This is a genomic window from Streptomyces kanamyceticus (assembly GCF_008704495.1).
GTDB classification, from domain to species: domain Bacteria; phylum Actinomycetota; class Actinomycetes; order Streptomycetales; family Streptomycetaceae; genus Streptomyces; species Streptomyces kanamyceticus.
In genome coordinates this window covers 9,976,586-9,991,740 of record NZ_CP023699.1, presented here as the reverse complement: position 1 = coordinate 9,991,740, position 15,155 = coordinate 9,976,586, and the positions used below count along the sequence as shown (strand labels likewise).

13 protein-coding genes and 2 pseudogenes are annotated in these 15,155 nt (G+C 71.9%); 8 read left to right on the top strand and 7 right to left on the bottom strand.

Annotated elements, in window-relative coordinates:
- Positions 1–12 precede the first annotated feature (12 nt).
- From CP970_RS43210 to CP970_RS46110, 3 genes are read right to left on the bottom strand one after another with little or no spacing between them, the layout of a single operon-like run.
- Positions 13–747: a helix-turn-helix transcriptional regulator gene (locus CP970_RS43210; protein ID WP_055546127.1), complete on the bottom strand. Its 735-nt coding sequence runs from the start codon at positions 745–747 to the stop codon at positions 13–15.
- Positions 748–778: 31 nt separating this feature from the next.
- On the bottom strand, positions 779–1,552 hold the full coding sequence (locus CP970_RS46115; RefSeq protein ID WP_398656818.1) for an amidohydrolase: 774 nt from the start codon (positions 1,550–1,552) through the stop codon (positions 779–781).
- Positions 1,549–2,535: an amidohydrolase gene (locus tag CP970_RS46110; RefSeq protein WP_398656816.1), complete on the bottom strand. Its 987-nt coding sequence runs from the start codon at positions 2,533–2,535 to the stop codon at positions 1,549–1,551. The genes CP970_RS46115 and CP970_RS46110 overlap by 4 nt, the downstream gene beginning before the upstream one ends.
- A 221-nt stretch (positions 2,536–2,756) precedes the next feature.
- Between CP970_RS46110 and CP970_RS43200 the strand changes: the two genes are divergently transcribed.
- Positions 2,757–3,236, top strand: a complete 480-nt coding sequence (locus CP970_RS43200; RefSeq protein ID WP_055546129.1) for a hypothetical protein — start codon at positions 2,757–2,759, stop codon at positions 3,234–3,236.
- A 35-nt stretch (positions 3,237–3,271) separates the two neighbouring features.
- On the opposite strand, the gene CP970_RS43195 is transcribed toward CP970_RS43200, so the two are convergent.
- On the bottom strand, positions 3,272–4,066 hold the full coding sequence (locus CP970_RS43195; RefSeq protein ID WP_055546131.1) for an ArsR/SmtB family transcription factor: 795 nt from the start codon (positions 4,064–4,066) through the stop codon (positions 3,272–3,274).
- 142 nt (positions 4,067–4,208) lie between these two features.
- Between CP970_RS43195 and CP970_RS43190 the strand changes: the two genes are divergently transcribed.
- Positions 4,209–4,904: a HEAT repeat domain-containing protein gene (locus CP970_RS43190; protein ID WP_055546133.1), complete on the top strand. Its 696-nt coding sequence runs from the start codon at positions 4,209–4,211 to the stop codon at positions 4,902–4,904.
- Between the two features lie 52 nt (positions 4,905–4,956).
- Complete coding sequence (locus tag CP970_RS43185; protein ID WP_055546135.1) at positions 4,957–6,024, top strand: HEAT repeat domain-containing protein; 1,068 nt, start codon at positions 4,957–4,959, stop codon at positions 6,022–6,024.
- Here the strand turns inward: CP970_RS43185 and CP970_RS43180 are convergent.
- Together CP970_RS43180 and CP970_RS43175 are read right to left on the bottom strand one after the other, a co-directional pair.
- Positions 5,967–6,233 (bottom strand): MDR/zinc-dependent alcohol dehydrogenase-like family protein, encoded by a 267-nt coding sequence (locus tag CP970_RS43180; RefSeq protein ID WP_055546137.1) that lies wholly within the window; start codon positions 6,231–6,233, stop codon positions 5,967–5,969. The genes CP970_RS43185 and CP970_RS43180 overlap by 58 nt on opposite strands.
- A gap of 69 nt (positions 6,234–6,302) precedes the next feature.
- Complete coding sequence (locus tag CP970_RS43175) at positions 6,303–9,182, bottom strand: helix-turn-helix transcriptional regulator (protein ID WP_150494686.1); 2,880 nt, start codon at positions 9,180–9,182, stop codon at positions 6,303–6,305.
- 160 nt (positions 9,183–9,342) lie between these two features.
- Between CP970_RS43175 and CP970_RS43170 the strand changes: the two genes are divergently transcribed.
- The 5 genes and pseudogenes from CP970_RS43170 to CP970_RS43150 all read left to right on the top strand — a co-directional run bounded on the left by CP970_RS43170 (position 9,343) and on the right by CP970_RS43150 (position 13,952).
- The gene (locus CP970_RS43170; RefSeq protein WP_055545219.1) at positions 9,343–10,266 is read left to right on the top strand and encodes an MBL fold metallo-hydrolase; all 924 of its coding nucleotides are present in this window, start codon (positions 9,343–9,345) and stop codon (positions 10,264–10,266) included.
- Between the two features lie 82 nt (positions 10,267–10,348).
- Positions 10,349–11,841: pseudogene (locus tag CP970_RS43165) on the top strand (carboxylesterase/lipase family protein).
- A 50-nt stretch (positions 11,842–11,891) separates the two neighbouring features.
- Positions 11,892–12,365, top strand: a pseudogene (locus tag CP970_RS43160) (DinB family protein); the annotation flags it as partial.
- 109 nt (positions 12,366–12,474) lie between these two features.
- Positions 12,475–13,098 carry a TetR/AcrR family transcriptional regulator gene (locus CP970_RS43155; RefSeq protein WP_055545217.1) on the top strand — a complete coding sequence of 208 codons (624 nt, stop codon included), beginning with the start codon at positions 12,475–12,477 and terminating at the stop codon, positions 13,096–13,098.
- Positions 13,095–13,952 carry an alpha/beta fold hydrolase gene (locus tag CP970_RS43150; RefSeq protein ID WP_055545216.1) on the top strand — a complete coding sequence of 286 codons (858 nt, stop codon included), beginning with the start codon at positions 13,095–13,097 and terminating at the stop codon, positions 13,950–13,952. Before CP970_RS43155 ends, CP970_RS43150 begins: the two co-directional genes overlap by 4 nt.
- On the opposite strand, the gene CP970_RS43145 is transcribed toward CP970_RS43150, so the two are convergent.
- Positions 13,924–15,018, bottom strand: a complete 1,095-nt coding sequence (locus CP970_RS43145) for a PP2C family protein-serine/threonine phosphatase (protein ID WP_055545215.1) — start codon at positions 15,016–15,018, stop codon at positions 13,924–13,926. The two genes, CP970_RS43150 and CP970_RS43145, sit on opposite strands and share 29 nt — an antisense overlap.
- Positions 15,019–15,155 lie beyond the last annotated feature (137 nt).

The following is a 15,155-nucleotide window of genomic DNA, read 5'->3' as shown; positions in this document are numbered from 1 at the left end:
CACCGGTCGCGGTCACGGCGGCGGTGGTTCGATGCCCCACGCCGCCGCCCGCGCCGCGGCCGCCGCCCGGTTGGGCAGGTCGAGCTTGGCCAGGATGTGTTCGATGTGGGTGCCCACGGTGCGCGGCGTGATGAACAGGCGCTGGGCGATCTCCCGGTTGGTGCGGCCGGTGGTCAGTTCGGCAAGCACCTGGAGTTCGCGCGGCGAGAGCCCGCCGGGCCGCCCTTCCGGTGGCCCGGGGGCCACGGCCTGCGCAAGGGTCTCGGTGAGCAGGGCGACCACGGCCCGCGCCGGATCCGGTGTGTGCCGGATCCGGCGGGTGCTGACGTTCAGCATGCCGACGTAGCTGCCGTCGGCGGCGAACAGGCACTGGGCCACGCCGTCCTCGATGCCCAGCGGGGACAGCACCTCCTGGAAGCCCGGGGAGGCGTCCAGGAGGTGGGCGGGGACGTCCCTGAGCCAGAGGCCGCCCCGGGTGGGGCTGCTCAGCACCGCGAACACCGGGTCCTGGTGCAGGCTCGTCTCGATGTAGGCGGTGGCCTCGTCCGGGTAGCTCCCGGCCAGGGTGGTGTGGCACCGGCGCCGCGCGTCCCATCGGGCCAGGGAGGCGTGGTCGTACTCGATCACCTGCGACAGCGCCACGAGCACCCTGTCCAGGCCGCCCGCGCCGTGTGTGGCGCTGCGGGCGGCGTCCCGTACGTGGACGGCCGCGTCCAGGATGTCTGCCGTGTTCCGTCGCGCTGCCATCCCCAAAGGATGATCATGAGCGGCGGCGGCGTCAATCGCGGAGGGCGTCGTGCACGACCCGCCCGTCCATCACCGTCAGCAGGACGGGCATGGTGGGGATGTCGTGCGGGTCCGTGGTGAGCAGGTCCCCCTCCACCACGCACAGGTCGGCGACCTTTCCCGGCTCCAGGGAGCCCTTCCAGTCCTCGGCGAAGTCCTGCCATGCCGCGTCGATGGTGTAGGTGCGGATCGCCTCGGCCAGGGTGATGCGCTGCTCGGGGCCGCTCACGCGGCCCGCGGCCTTGGACTCGCGCAGCACCATCGTGGCCACCCCTTGCCTCCAGTCCGGGTGGGTGACCGGGGCGTCGGAGCCGCTCGCCACGTGCACACCGGCGTCCAGGGCGTCGCGGTAGGGCCACGCGTACGCGGCGCGGTCGGCGCCCACGAACTCCTCCTCCATGTCCGCGACGGTCCATTTGATGGTGGGGTTCATGTTGACTCCGAGACCGTGCGCGGCCAGCACCTCCATGCTGTGCGCGGTGAGGAAGTCGCCGTGGATGACGTAGTGGCGGGCGTCGGGGCGCGGTTGCGCGGCCAGTGCCGCGGCGAAGGCGTCCGTGACGGTGTCGCAGGCCCGGTCGCCGGTGACGTGGACGCCCAGCTGGTACCCGGCGCTATGGGCGTGGCGGATGATGGCGTCGATCTCGGCGGTCCGCTCGTCGTCGCTCTCCCCGCCCACGCACAGGGAGCCGCAGCCGCCGCCGACGTAGGGCTCGTGCATCCAGGACGTCTTGTTGGGCACGATGCCGTCCGCGAAGACCTTCACCCCGTGGATCGCCAGACGGCGCGGATCCGCGTCCTCGTCGTTCCCGGGGCGGTCAGTTCGGTGAGCGAGTCGGCGAACTCCTGCGCGGTGCCGGCCATGCCGGTGGGCAGGAGCAGTACGCCGAGGCGGGCGGTCAGTTCGCCGTCGGCCAGCAGGCTTCGGTAGACCTCCAGGGTCTGCGCGCCGAGCGCGCCCCGCATGATGCCGTCGCCGCCGGGGCCCAGTCCCGGCTCGGTGTAGCTGGTGATGCCGAGGCGCGCGCACTCGGCCAGGGCCGCTCGGACCGCGTCGGTGCGCTCCTGCTTGCTCAGCGGTGGCAGCGCGTTCTGCACCAGAGCCTGCGCCCCCTCGTGGAGCAGTCCTGTCGGCTCCCCCGTCCCGTCCACGACGATGGCCCCGCCGGGCGGCGCGGGTGTGTTCCTGTCGATGCCGATCAGCTCCAGTGCCTTGGAGTTGACCCAGGTGGCGTGCCCGGAGAAGGAGTACAGGACGACCGGGTGGTCGGGGCTGACCGCGTCGAGGTCGTGCCGCGAGGGCTGCCGGGCGGGGTCGGCGACGCACTCGGCGAGGTAGCCGGTGTCCCAGCCGTGCCCCGTTGTCCACTGCCCCTTCGGCGTTCGTCCCACAGCCACGCGTACCGCCTCTGCCGCGTCCGCCAGGCAGGACACCGTGGGATGGCTCAGGTCGAGGGAGAGCGGGGGCGTCGCCATGCCGAACGCGCAACCGTGCAGATGGGAGTCGTTGATGCCGGGGAGCAGCGTCGCTCCTCTCAGGTCGATGACGCGGGTGTCCGGTCCGATGAGCGGCGCGATGTCGTCGCGTCCGCCGACGGCACCGATGATCCCGCCGGTCACCGCCAGGGCCGAGGCGACAGAGAACTCCGCGTCGACCGTGACCACCTGCCCGCCCACAAACACCAGGTCCGCATACGCACCCGCCGCATCGGCCTCGCCCGTCGCACCCGTCATGTTCACCGAGTCCACCAGAGTTTCCTTCCACCAACCAGGCCCGTAACGGCCAACCGCGAACGATCTCCCCAGGACTATGGCCGCGCTCCCGCCCGCCGCACATCGGTCATCCCACCGATGCGTACGGCCCCGGCAGCGGGAGGCGAGGGCCGGGACCGGTGCGAGTGGCGGCAGCGAGAACCGTCACCTAGCGTCAATGTCATCGCTGAGCGTCATGAGCAGAAGGGTCGCCGCACATGGCAGTCCACCGTGTCGTCACTCTCCCCTTTGATGATCCGCGCACCTGCCGGGTCGCCTATGCCGACGCCCTGCCGCTGCCGGGCGTACGCCAGGTCGCGGTCCTTGAGCGTGCGGCCGACGGCACGTTGGACATTCCGCTCGGCCACGACGCGGAGGCGGGCGACGCGACGATGGGGGCCGGCGCCGCGGGCGGGCTGCTCGGGCTGGTCACAGGGCCGCTGGGCGCTCTGCTCGGTGCCACCGCGGGCGCCGCGTTCGGCAACGTCCTCGAGGTGCAGCGGGAGAGCGAGGAGTACGCCGCGATGATCGTGCTGAGCGCCGGTGTGCGGGACGGCACGAGCCTGCTCGTCCTGGACCTGAAGGAGGAGGCCGAGGGGCCGGTCGACGAACTGGCGGCCCGCTACGGCACGGTGCCCCGGCGCGAGGAGGCGAAGGATTTCGCCGCCCGGGTCCGCAAGGCGTGGAGGGATGCCTGACCCCGCCTCCGGACCCGCTGGTGCAAGTGGCCCGGTCAGCCTTCGTCGGAGGCGGGGAGCGGTTCGCCGGTCTCCAGGAGCGTCTTGAGGCTGGAGAGGATGCCCGGCCAGCCCTGGCTGCACATGGAGTGCAGGAAGCCCGCGGGGTCGAAGTCGTGGGTGACGGTCAGCTTGACCTGTTCGCCCTGGGGTTCGAGGTCGAAGGTGACGTGCGAGCGGCGCTCGTCGGCGAGCTTGGCGCGCACCTCCTCGCCGATGCCGACCGCGTCGGCCCACTGCGGGGTGAAGGTGTGCCAGGTGTACGCCAGGCGGCGGTGCGGTTCGTAGGTGAGGACGACCTGGTCGGGGTGGGTGATCTCGGCGCCGCCCTGCGTCCAGACGAGGGGTGATCCCTCGGCCCAGTCGGTCGTGAAGCGCACGCCCCAGTAGCGGTCGGTGAAGGCCGGGTCGGTCAGGGCCTGCCAGAGCCGTTCCGGTGTGGTGCGGATGTAGGTCGTGTACACGAACGTCTTGCTGTCCATGAGGGGTTGCTCCAATGCTCTCTTCAGGTCCGCGAGCGCGTTCACCCGCTCGCGGTCGAACTGGCTGATCCATCGCTCGGCGATGGCGTTGATCGGAGCGGCGTTCAGGTAGTGCAGCTTCTCCCGTCCGCGCCTGGCCGTGGTCACCAGTCCGGCGGCCTCCAGCACGGCCAGGTGTTTGCTGACCGACTGCCGGGCCATCTCCAGTCCCGCGCACAGCTCCCGCAGGGTCTGCCCGTTGCGGTCCCTGAGCCGGTCCAGGAGACGGCGGCGGCTGGGATCGGCCAGCGCCTTGAACACCACGTCCATTGCTTCGCCACTCCATTCATGCAGCCGAACGGCTGCCTTTCCATCATTGGCACCCGAACGGCTGCATGTCAATCGGAGCCGGAGTGCGGCAGAGCTCGGCGGCTCTTGACCTTGACACCGTGACAAGGTCTTCACTGTGGACATGACCACGGACACGGACACGAGCACGACCACGGACACGCTGACGGACACCGAGTCGCTCCGAGCTCTCCGGAAGCTGGCGAGCACCGACCCGTCGGCGCGGCTGCAGGCAGCGCTCGCCCTCGGTACGAGGCCCGACCCCCAGCTCGTCGTCCCCCTCATCGAGCGCTGCGCGGTCGAGCCCGAGTTCTTCGTACGCGAGATGCTGACCTGGGCGCTCACCCGCCACTCCCCCGCGACGGTGCTCACCCCGCTCATCGACGAACTGCGCTCACCGCGCGCGCAGGCGCGCAGCCAGAGCCTGCACACCCTGTCCAAGATCGGAGACCCGCGGGCCTGGCCTGCTCTCACCCGGGCCCATCTCACCGACCCCGACGACGACGTGGCGCGCAGCGCCTGGCGCGCGGCGGTCGTCCTCGTGCCCGAGGGGGAAGAGGCCGCGCTGGCCGAGGTCCTTGCGAGCCAGCTCGGGCGCGGCGAGCGCCCCACGCAACTGAGCCTGAGCCGGGCGCTGATCGCGCTCGGCGAGGTGATCCTGCCCGCCCTGCGGGCCGCGACGACAGCGGCCGACCCCGGCGTACGACAGCACGCCCTGGCCACCGAACGGCTGCGGTCGGACCCGGACATCGGATTCGAGTTCGCCCTCGACGAGGCGAAGCGGATCATGGTTCTCGGTGCCGAGAGCCAGGAGGAGTGACTCGGTACCGGCGGCCAGGAGAGGTGCGGACGATGGAGACTCGGGGACGACCATGCTGATCGGCGACGTGGCGCGGCGCTCAGGGGTCAGCGCCCGCATGCTCCGCCACTACGACACCCTCGGCCTGGTGCGGCCCACGGGCCGTACCCAGGGCGGCTACCGCACCTACTCCGACCAGGACATCCGACGGATCTTCCACGTCGAGAGCCTGCGGTCCCTGGGGCTTTCGCTGCGCGAGGTGGCCGCCGCCCTCGACGACCCGGCCTTCACCCCCGCGTATCTCGTCGACGACCTCATCCGGCAGACCCGGGAGCGCATCGCGGCGGAGACCGCGCTCCTGACGCGGCTCCGCCGGATCAGCGCGGCGGAACCCGACGACTGGCAGGTCGTCCTGCAGACCGTCGCGCTCCTGCACGCCCTGGGTTCACAGAACCCGGGGAAGCGCCAACGCGCCGCCCTGTCCTCGACGCACGACGGCCCGCTGCCCGCGGACGCCCTGGCCGAGGCCGTCTTGCACGAGGCGGACACGAACGTCGCCGGGGCCCTGCGCTGGGCGCTGGCCCAGAACGGCGTCAGCGCCCTGCCCGCGCTGGGCAAAGCCCTTCACTCACCCGTGGGCGAGGTGCGCGGGCGTGCGGTCCTGAGCATCGCCGAGATCCAGGGCAGCGAGGCGACCGCGCTGCTGCGGGAAGCCCTCTCGGACTCCGATGTCGAAGTCCGCCGACGTGCGGCACTGGCCCTGGGCACGCGTCAGGTCCCGGAGGCGATCCCCACCCTCGTCGACATGATCGTCGAAGCGGCCAACGACGTGGACGCGACCGACGCGCTCGGCGCACTGGCACGTGATCCCGCACGGGCCGAGCAGATCGCCACCCGGCTGATCGACCTCCTCACCCACCACACCACCGACGCCCCAGCACGCCGACGCCTCACCCAAGCCCTCGCGGACATCCCGGGAGCCATCGCCACCCAGGCTCTCAACCGCCTCACCCACGACGACGACAGGGCGGTCGCCCTCACCGCGACGTACACACTCACCCTCCGGTCCTCGGCGGATGACCGTCAGGGCGTGTCGCCTCGCCAGTCCCACATCGTGTCCGAGCCGGGCCTCGGCCCGTAGTCGCTGTGGCCACCGGGACCGTAGGCACCTATCTCGGTGAGCAGGAGCGCCCCCTCGGCAAGTCGCGTGTCGCTCCAGCCGGTCACGTCGAGGAGCAGTCCGTCGAGCGGCCCGCCGGACAGTTCGCGGTAGGCGTGGCCGGGGCGGGGGCCGGGATCCGGGTCGTCGTGTTCGGCGCCGTACACGCGCCGCCTCATCAGCTCGTCCATACGGCGAGGATCGCACCGGGCACTGACATCGGGCCCAGGACGGCCCCGGCCCCGCTCGACGCGTCCGTCTCAGGCCTGCTGACCGGGGGCGGCGAGGGCGCCTTCGAGGAGGTCGCGCAGCTGGGAGCGGGCGGTGATGCCCAGCTTGGGGAAGCTGCGGTACAGGTGGGAGCCGACGGTGCGAGGGGACAGGAAGAGCCTCTCGCCGATCTCGCGGTTGGTCATGCCGCGGGCCGCGAGCCCGACGATCTGCCGTTGTTGCGGGGAGAGCTCGGCGAGCGCGTCGGGGGCGGTGTCCGCGACGCCGAGGCCCGCGGCGCGCGCTTCGGCCCGAGCGCGCTCGGTCCACGGGCGGACGCCGAGGCGGCGGAAGGTCTCCAGAGCTTCGGCGAGCGGTGCCCGCGCCTCCGCGATGCGCCGACGGCGCCGCAGCCACTCGGCGAGGTCAAGCAGGGCCTGGGCGTACTCGAAGGGCCAGTGCGTCAGGACCGGATCGGCCAGCGCCGCCCGGAAGTGCGGCTCGGCGTCCACGGGGTCGGCCAGCAGGCCACGGGCCCGCTCGATCAGTGCGCGCAGCCGGGGCGACGCGTCGTCGGCGAGGGTGCGGGCGGCGCGCTCGACGACCCTGCCCGCCTCCTCGCGCCGACCGCTGCGTACCCCGGCGACGGCGAGATCCGCGAGGGCCGGATACGAGGCGTGGTAGTGCACGGGGGCGCCATCTGCCGTGAAGACCCTGCGGAGTTGGTCGTACGCCGTGTCATGCGCGCCGTCCGCGAGCGCGGCGGCGCCGAGCGCGCGGCGGGCATAGACCGCGACCGAGCGGCTCTCCAACGGGTCCACCAAGGCGAGCGCGGTGGCGGCCCGGGCGCGGGCCGCCGCGGTGTCTCCCTGGTAGGCGAGCACGGTGGCCTCCACCGCTGCCGCACAGGCCACGGTGTGGTCGAGGCCCACCGCGGAGCCGAGGGCGCCGCTGCGGGCGCAGGCTTCCTGGGCCCGCCCCCACCGTCCTTGTTCCACATAGCTCCAGGCGGCCGCGCCGCCCAGCGCGTCCGGCAGCGGGCCGCGCGGCCCCCAGCGGTCGAAGGCCTCGTCGAAGGCTCGGACTGCCTGCGGCGTCTCGTCCAGGAGCCATGCCATGACCGCGAAGGCGGTGAGCCGGTCGGGGTGCCCTCGCGCTTCAGCGGCGATCCGCGGGAGCAGGGAGACGAGTTCGGCCCTGTTGTCGAAGGGGTCGGCGACGGTCCGGACCCAGGCGCGCAGCCATGTCCCTGACGCAGCCGCCCTTGACTCGGCTGCCTCGGCCGCAGCTGCCCCTGCCGCATCCCGCGGAAGGCTCCCGAGGACGGCTCGGACGCGGCGTCGCTGGTCCTCCTGCCCGCAGTAGAAGCCGGTCACGGCGGCCCCGGCCAGGAGGTCGAGGGCGGTGGCGGGCCGCGCGGACGCCGACTCCGCCGCGGCGTCGGCCAGTCGGGAGAACACCACGGTGTGCCGCACGGTGAGGGTGGCGAGACGTCCGACCTGCGCGGCCGCTTCGGCCAGGAGCGCGGCGTCGTCGGTCCGCGCGCGGACCCCGGCGGCCAATTCCTCCACCCAGGCGAGGTCACCGGTGAGCACCGCCTGCCCGGCGGCCGCGACGAGGAGCCGGGCGCTGTCCGCACGTCGCGGCGCGAGGTCTGCGGCGCGTTGCAGGGCGCTCGCCGCTGCCGCGTGACCGCGACGGCGCCGCGCCCGGTCGGCGGTCTGTGCCAGCTCGGCCGCTGCCTCCGCGTCCGGGGCGGTGGCCGCGGCCGCCCGGTGCCAGGCCCGTCGGTCCGGCTCGTCGCCAAGCCGTTCGGCGAGCGCGGAGTGGGCCTCGCTCCGGGCTTCGGGGGAAGCGGCGTGGTAGACGGCGGAGCGGACCAGGGGATGGCTGAAGCGCGGGCCCCGGCCGCTCCCGCGGATCAACTCGGCCTGCTCGGCGGGCAGCCATGCCTCGTCCCTGGCGTCCGGCAGCGCGGCCTGAGCTGCGGTCTCGGAGTCGACGGTGTCCATGGCGGCGAGGAGCAGCAGGGCGTGTCTGGTGACGGCCGGGAGGTTGTCCAGGCGGGCCGCGAAGACTTGTTCCAGGTGATCGGTGAGCGGCAGCGGGCCTGCGGACGGGGTCCCTGAGGTGTCGCGTGCCGGGGCGGCGGGCCCTGTTGTGCCGTGTGCCGTGGCCGCCCGGGCGAGTTCGCGCAGTGCCAGCGGGTTGCCCGCCGCCTGGTCGAGGATCTGCCGCCTCGTCCGGCCGGACATCGGTCGGGGCCGCGCCTCCAGCAGCCGCCCGGCCGCGGCGTCGTCGAGCGCTCCCACCGTCAAGGTCGGCACGTGGTGGTCGAAGCCCGGCGGGCGGTCGCCTGTCCGGGCCGCGAGGAGCAGCGTGAACGGTTCACCCGCAAGGCGTCGGGCGGCGAAGGAGAGGGCGTCCAGGGAGGCGTGGTCGCACCAGTGCGCGTCGTCCAGGACCACGAGCACGGCACCTCGCTCCCCCACGGCGGAGAGCAGATGCAGGACGGCGACGCCGATGAGCATCGCGTCGGGCTCCTTCGGGGCCGGACCGACCCCGAAGGCTCCACGCAGTGCCGCGCGCTGCCTCTCCGGCAGGGCGTCCACCGCATCCGATACCGGCCGCAGCAGCAGGTGCAGGGCGGAGAAGGCGAGGTGCGACTCCGACTCGCTGCCCGTCGCGCGCAGGACGCGCGTGCCTCTCTCTTCGGCTCGGCGTACCGCGTGGTCCAGCAGCGTGCTCTTCCCCACGCCCACGTCACCGAGCAGCAGGAGCACCGGCTCCGCCGACGCCTCGGCGTCCACGACGCGGAACAGGCGTGTCAGTTCCGCGTCCCTGCCGACGATCCGTGGTGCGCCCTCAGGGGCCGACTCCGGAATCGGTGCGGCGACCGCGCGGCTTCCGCCTGCCTGCTCCTCGTACACGGAGGTCTCCCGAAATCGTGGCTCGTCGAACGGAACGCCTTGCTCCGTGGCCCCAGGCTAAGAGCGGGACGCACGGACCAGTGCAGTCACCTGACTGATACCGCGCGCGCCCGGCCCCTCGTAGCGTTCCAGAAAATCCTCCGGCGAATTGAGGAAATCCATGGACCAGATCACGCTCGGCGACGTCACCATCACCCGGATCCGGGAATACTACGGACCCGTCGACATGTCGCCCGACACTTTCTTCCCGCAAAGCACCGAGGAGGCGTGGAAGGACAACTCCACCTGGCTGACCCCGCATTTCCTCGATGCCGACACCAATGTCGTGAATTCCGCGATCCAGACCTGGCTGCTGCGCAGCGAGGGCAAGAACATCCTGGTGGACACCGGTGTGGGCAATCACAAGGAGCGTCCGTACGCGCCGGTCTGGAGCCACCTCGACACGGACTTCCTGACGCAACTCGCGCGCGCCGGAGTCCGGCCCGAGGACGTGGACATCGTCATCAACACTCATTTGCATGTCGATCACGTCGGCTGGAACACCTACCTCGACGGGCGGCAGTGGGTTCCGACTTTCCCCAATGCCACCTATCTGATCCCGAAGGAAGACTTCGACTTCTGGAATCCCGAGAACGGCCACAAGCCGGTCCTCGGCCGTGGCAATCAGAACGTCTTCGAGGACAGCGTGGCCCCGGTGCACCAGGCGGGCCGGACGCTGCTGTGGGAGGACAGCCACCGGATCGACGCCGCCCTGCGCCTGGACGCGGCTCCCGGCCACACCCCTGGTTCCTCCGTGCTGACCCTCGCCTCCGGCACGGATCGCGCGGTGTTCGTCGGCGATCTGCTGCACAGCCCCGTCCAGATCCTCGAACCCGACGCCAACAGCTGCTTCTGCGAGGACCCCGTGCTCGCCCGTGCCACCCGCCGCACGGTGCTCGGCCGGGCGGCCGACAGCAACGCACTCGTCATCCCCGCGCACCTGGGCGGCCACGGTGGCGCCGAAGTCGTACGCGAGGGCGGCAGCTTCGCCATCAAGGGCTGGGCGCCCTTCGCGCCCATCTCGCCCTACACCGGGCAGAACTGACGTCACGTCAAGGACCGGAATACCCATCAACTTCGTACGTCGGGCGGGGCCCAGGCCCTCGGCCCCGCGGAGAGGCATCACCGTGCACCACCACCCCGACCCCGTCGTCACCACCGCGCAAGGGACCGTCCGCGGCCGACGCCACGACGACGGCACCGCCACCTTCTTGAACATCCCCTACGCCGCGCCGCCCCGTGGCACCAACCGCTTCGCCGCGCCGCGGCCGCACGCGCCCTGGGACGGCATTCGCGACGCCACCGCCCCCGGGCCCAACGCACCCCAGTCCGAACGCAAGCTCGGCAGCGTGGACATGTCCCCCTACTTCGGCACCGGCTGGAGCCGTGGCGAGGACTACCTCACCGTCAACGTCTTCACACCCGCGCCCACGGAACACCCTCTGCCGGTCATGGTGTTCGTCCACGGGGGTGGATTCGTCGCCGGTTCGACGCGTTCCGCGCTGTACGACGGATCCGCGTTCGCCCGGGACGGCGTCGTCCTGGTCACCCTCAACTACCGGCTCGGCATCACCGGCTTCCTCGACCTTCCCGGTGCCCCGGCGAACCGCGGCCTGCTCGACGTGATCGCCGCACTGCGCTGGGTGCGGCAGAACATCACCGCTTTTGGCGGGGACCTACGCAACGTCACCTTGTTCGGCCAGTCCGCCGGGGCCACCATCGTCGGCGCCGTCCTGGCCGCCCCCGAAGCCGACGGCCTGTTCCACCGGGCGATCGTCCAGAGCGGCAGCGGCCTGGGCGCGTTCACCACCTCGCAGGCCGCCCGCGTGACCGAGGCCGCGGCCCGGATCCTGGGTGTCGAGCCGCATGCCGACGCCGTCACCCACATCTCCGACGAGCGCCTGGTCCGGGCGGCCGCACAGCTCGCGGGCATCGACCTCCGCACCGACACCGACCACGACCCACTGGCCGGACTCAGCCCCTTCAGCCTGGTCCTGGACACCCAGCCCGCCCGATCCGTCGCCGCGGGACACGGCGCGGGCGTCGACCTTCTCATCGGAACCAACGCCGAAGAAGGCAACCTCTACTTGGCCCCCGTGGACAAGTACGCCACCTCGACCGCCACCGACGTCGAGGACACCTCGGCCCGCTCACACCCCGACCCGGCTCGCCTCATCTCGACGTACCGCACGACCCGCCCCACAGCCTCCTTCGGCGAACTGCGTTCCGCCGTCCTGGGCGACGCCCTGTTCGGCGCGGGCACCTGGGCCCTGGCAGAGGCACACGCCGCCCACCCCCGGTCCGCCACCTTCGCCTACGAGTTCGCCTGGCGCTCCACAGCACTGAACGGGCAACTCGGCGCCACCCACACGATGGAACTCCCTTACGTCTTCGACCTCACCCAACTACCCCGCCTACACGGCGAGAACGCGCTCCTGGGACCCGACCGACCCCCACGCGACTCGCCACGGACGTGCACAAGGCCTGGATCCGCTTCGCCACCACCGGCGATCCCGGCTGGCACCCCTACGACACCCAACATCGCACCACGATGCGCATCGACACCGAATGGACCGAGCTCCACGACCCCCGCGGCCAGGAACGGCGGGCCTGGAACTGAGGGATCATGCGGCATGAGCCTGCCACGGGCTGTTCGAGGTCTCAAGATCCCCACGGCTCCACACCGGGACCAATCTCCTCGGCCTGGTCAAACACGTGGCCACCGTGGAGGCCCGGTATTTCGGTGAGGTCTTCGACCGCCCTTCCCCGGAACCGCTGTGCCGGTGGCAGGACCACGACGGCGGCGATCAGTGGGCGACCGAGGACGAGACCCGCGATCAGATCATCGGGTTCTACCGGCGCACGTGGGAACACTCGGACGCGACGATCAACGAGCTTTCCCTCGACGCCCCGGGCCACGTGCCGTGGTGGCCGGAGCCTGGTCCCAACACGAGACTGTTCGCCGTCATGGTCCATGTCCTCGGCGAGAACATCCGGCATGCCGGGCACGCCGACATCCTGCGCGAGGTCATCGACGGCCGGACCGGGGTGCGCCCCGAAAACGAGGAGCGGATCGACGAGGAAGCCCGTGCGGCGTACCGCGCGAAGATCGAGCAGGCCGCCAGGTCGGCCGCGCTCGTCTAAGCACCTGGACCCTGACGAACTCCGGCTGCCCACCGCCCCCTTGCCCAGACTTGGAGACCTCTCTAAATTTAGAGAGGTCTCCAAGAACTGTACGGAAGGGTGTGCGCGTATGGACACGGTCGAAGGCGGGCCGCGCCAGCGGCGGAAGGCTCAGCGGCGCGAGCGGATCCTGGAAGCGACGCGTCAACTCCTGCGGGACAGACCGGAATCAGTGATCAGTACGGAGCGGATCGCCGAGCGTGCTGAGGTCTCCCCCGCCACCGTGTACAACCTGGTCGGCCCCCGGGAGAAGATCTGGGAGGCGCTCGCCGCCGGGTTCATGGACGAGTTCGAGCAGCGTCTGGCGGTGCGGGGGGACGGTGGCCCGCGGGACGTTGTCCGGTCGACCGTGGGGCTGTTCGTGGACGACCCGGTCGTGTCGCGTCGCATGGTGCGCGAATGGGAGGACAGCGGCCTCGTACTCGGCCGCAGTCCTCTCATCCAGCTGCGCCGGGCGATGGCCGAGACCCGGACACAGGGCGTCCTGCGCGCCGACGTCGACACCGACGCGCTGGCCGCCACCGTGGCCACCTCCTGTGTGGGCGCACTGCACCAGTGGGTCGCGGGCCTGATCGACGACGACCGGTTCCTCACGCGGGCCCTGTTCGCCTTGGACGTCGCGCTCGCCGCGGCGGCAGCGGACGCCCATCGCGACCAGCTGATGGCGCCGCTGCTGGCCCAGGACACGGCATGACGGCCGACGCACCGTCACGGCCCCGGAACTTCGCGGGCCGTGACGGGGTCCTGCTCACGGCGGACACGTGGGGCGATGCCTCCTCGCCTCCCCTCGTCCTGCTCCACGGCGGCGGCCAGACGCGACACTCCTGGGGGCGGACAGGCCCTCGACTGGCCGCGCTGGGCTGGCGGGTCATCGCGCCGGATCTGCGCGGGCACGGCACCAGCGCGTGGTCGGCCGACGGTGACTACGACCTCGACGTGTTCGCCGATGACGTCCGGACGCTCGTCGCCGGACTCGGCGACCGGCCGCTGCTCGTCGGCGCTTCGCTCGGCGGTCTGAGCTCGCTGCTGGCCGCCGGGGAGGCACCCAGGGCGGCGATCCGCGCTCTGGTGCTCGTCGATGTCGCCCATCGACCGGATCCTCGCGGGGTTCACCGGATCGTCGCGTTCATGCGGCGCCGCCCTGAGGGTTTCGCCAGCGTCGAGGAGGCGGCCGCGGCGATCTCCGCATACGTGCCGCACCGCACGCGGCCGTATGACCCCGAGGGCCTGCGGAACAATCTGCGGCGCCACGACGGCCGCTGGGTCTGGCACTGGGACCCCCGGCTCCTGGACAGCTTCGCGGACCGGATGGACCCGCCCGGCATGGCGGAGCGCCTCCTGGACGCCGCTCAACACGCCGACGTGCCGACCCTGCTGGTCCGTGGCGGGCTCAGCGACGTGGTGCGCGAGGACATCGCCGAGGAGTTCTGCGCGAGGGTTCCCCACGCGCGATACGTCGACGTGGCAGACGCGGGACACATGGTGGTCGGCGACCGGAACGAGCCCTTCATCGATGCGCTCATCCCGTTCCTGCGCGGCGTCGAGTGACCGCATCGGGGGCGTGCGGGCGGGGACGCGGCGCGTGGCGGGCGTGATCGTGTGCGGGCTGCAGGAGGACCAGCGCGATGTCGTCGCCCGCGGTGCTGTGGCGGGTGTGGTGTTGCAACGCCTTCAGGACGGTGTCCAGGGCGCCGTCCAGCTGTGCTCCGGTGCACAACCGGCCGATGAGCTGGAGGTCGGGCATGGCGCCGGTCCGATCGCGCGCCTCGGCCAAGCCATCGGTGTAGAACAGCAGTCGGTCTCCGGCCGCCAGGGGCACCTCCTGGACCGTGGGGTCGGGAGCAAGGCCGATGGGCGTGGTCGGGCCCGGTGGCGCCAGCAGGGCGGGGGCGCCGGTCGCGGGCAGGTGCAGGGGCGCGTGGTGACCGCAGTTGACCAGGCGTACGTGGTGGGGATCGACCTCGGCGATCACAGCGGTGATGAAGTCCTCCGCCCCGAGGTCGCCCGCGAGTCGAGACTCCAATTCCCCTGCCACAGCCAGCAGATCGGGCTGGGTGTAGGCGGCGTCGCGGAAGTGGCCGATGGCCGCCGCGGACAGGTGGACGGGCGGCAGGCCCTTGCCGCGTACGTCGCCGATGAGCAGCCGCAGGCCCATGGGGGTGTTGGCGAAGGCGTACAGGTCGCCCCCGATGTGGGCTTGTGCCGCGGCCGAGTGGTAGCGGGCGCTGACGTCGAGGCCCCCTATGGAGAAGTCGGTCGGCTGGATGATGGCCCGCTGGGCCGCCGACGCGACCTTCTCCAACTGCTGTTGCAGGCTGGCGGACCGGTGCGCGCACCACGTGCCGTACGCACCGGCGACGACCAGGGTCAGGAGCCGCACCTGGGTGTCACCCTGGCCCAGCGCGTGCTCCACGGTGCTGACGGCCACGGCCAGCAGCGTGGCGGCGCCGGAGACGACGGCGGTCACCCGCCAGCCGTGTTGGGTGGAGGCCAACAGCGGGCAGACGAGCAGCAGTCCGATCTGGCTGGTGGCCGGACCCATGGCGACGTCGCCGACGGCTATGCCCATGCCGACGAGTGCGGTGAGCCAGAGCCAGGCGGTACGTGAGGTCACGGGCGTCCGCCGTCCCCTCTTGTTCCTTCGTACGGGTACCCATGCGAGCGCCGTGGTGCTTCTCGACCGGGACCGGAAGGGCCGGGCGCCAGGAGCCGATGGCATATTCAGGTATATACCCGGCTCGCCGCGGGAAA

Coding starts and splice junctions, on each gene's coding strand:
- CP970_RS43210 (WP_055546127.1), bottom strand. CDS start 747: ATGGCAGCGCGACGGAACACGGCAGACATCCTGGACGCGGCCGTCCAC.
- CP970_RS43200 (WP_055546129.1), top strand. CDS start 2,757: ATGGCAGTCCACCGTGTCGTCACTCTCCCCTTTGATGATCCGCGCACC.
- CP970_RS43195 (WP_055546131.1), bottom strand. CDS start 4,066: ATGGACGTGGTGTTCAAGGCGCTGGCCGATCCCAGCCGCCGCCGTCTC.
- CP970_RS43190 (WP_055546133.1), top strand. CDS start 4,209: ATGACCACGGACACGGACACGAGCACGACCACGGACACGCTGACGGAC.
- CP970_RS43185 (WP_055546135.1), top strand. CDS start 4,957: ATGCTGATCGGCGACGTGGCGCGGCGCTCAGGGGTCAGCGCCCGCATG.
- CP970_RS43180 (WP_055546137.1), bottom strand. CDS start 6,233: ATGGACGAGCTGATGAGGCGGCGCGTGTACGGCGCCGAACACGACGAC.
- CP970_RS43170 (WP_055545219.1), top strand. CDS start 9,343: ATGGACCAGATCACGCTCGGCGACGTCACCATCACCCGGATCCGGGAA.
- CP970_RS43155 (WP_055545217.1), top strand. CDS start 12,475: ATGGACACGGTCGAAGGCGGGCCGCGCCAGCGGCGGAAGGCTCAGCGG.
- CP970_RS43150 (WP_055545216.1), top strand. CDS start 13,095: ATGACGGCCGACGCACCGTCACGGCCCCGGAACTTCGCGGGCCGTGAC.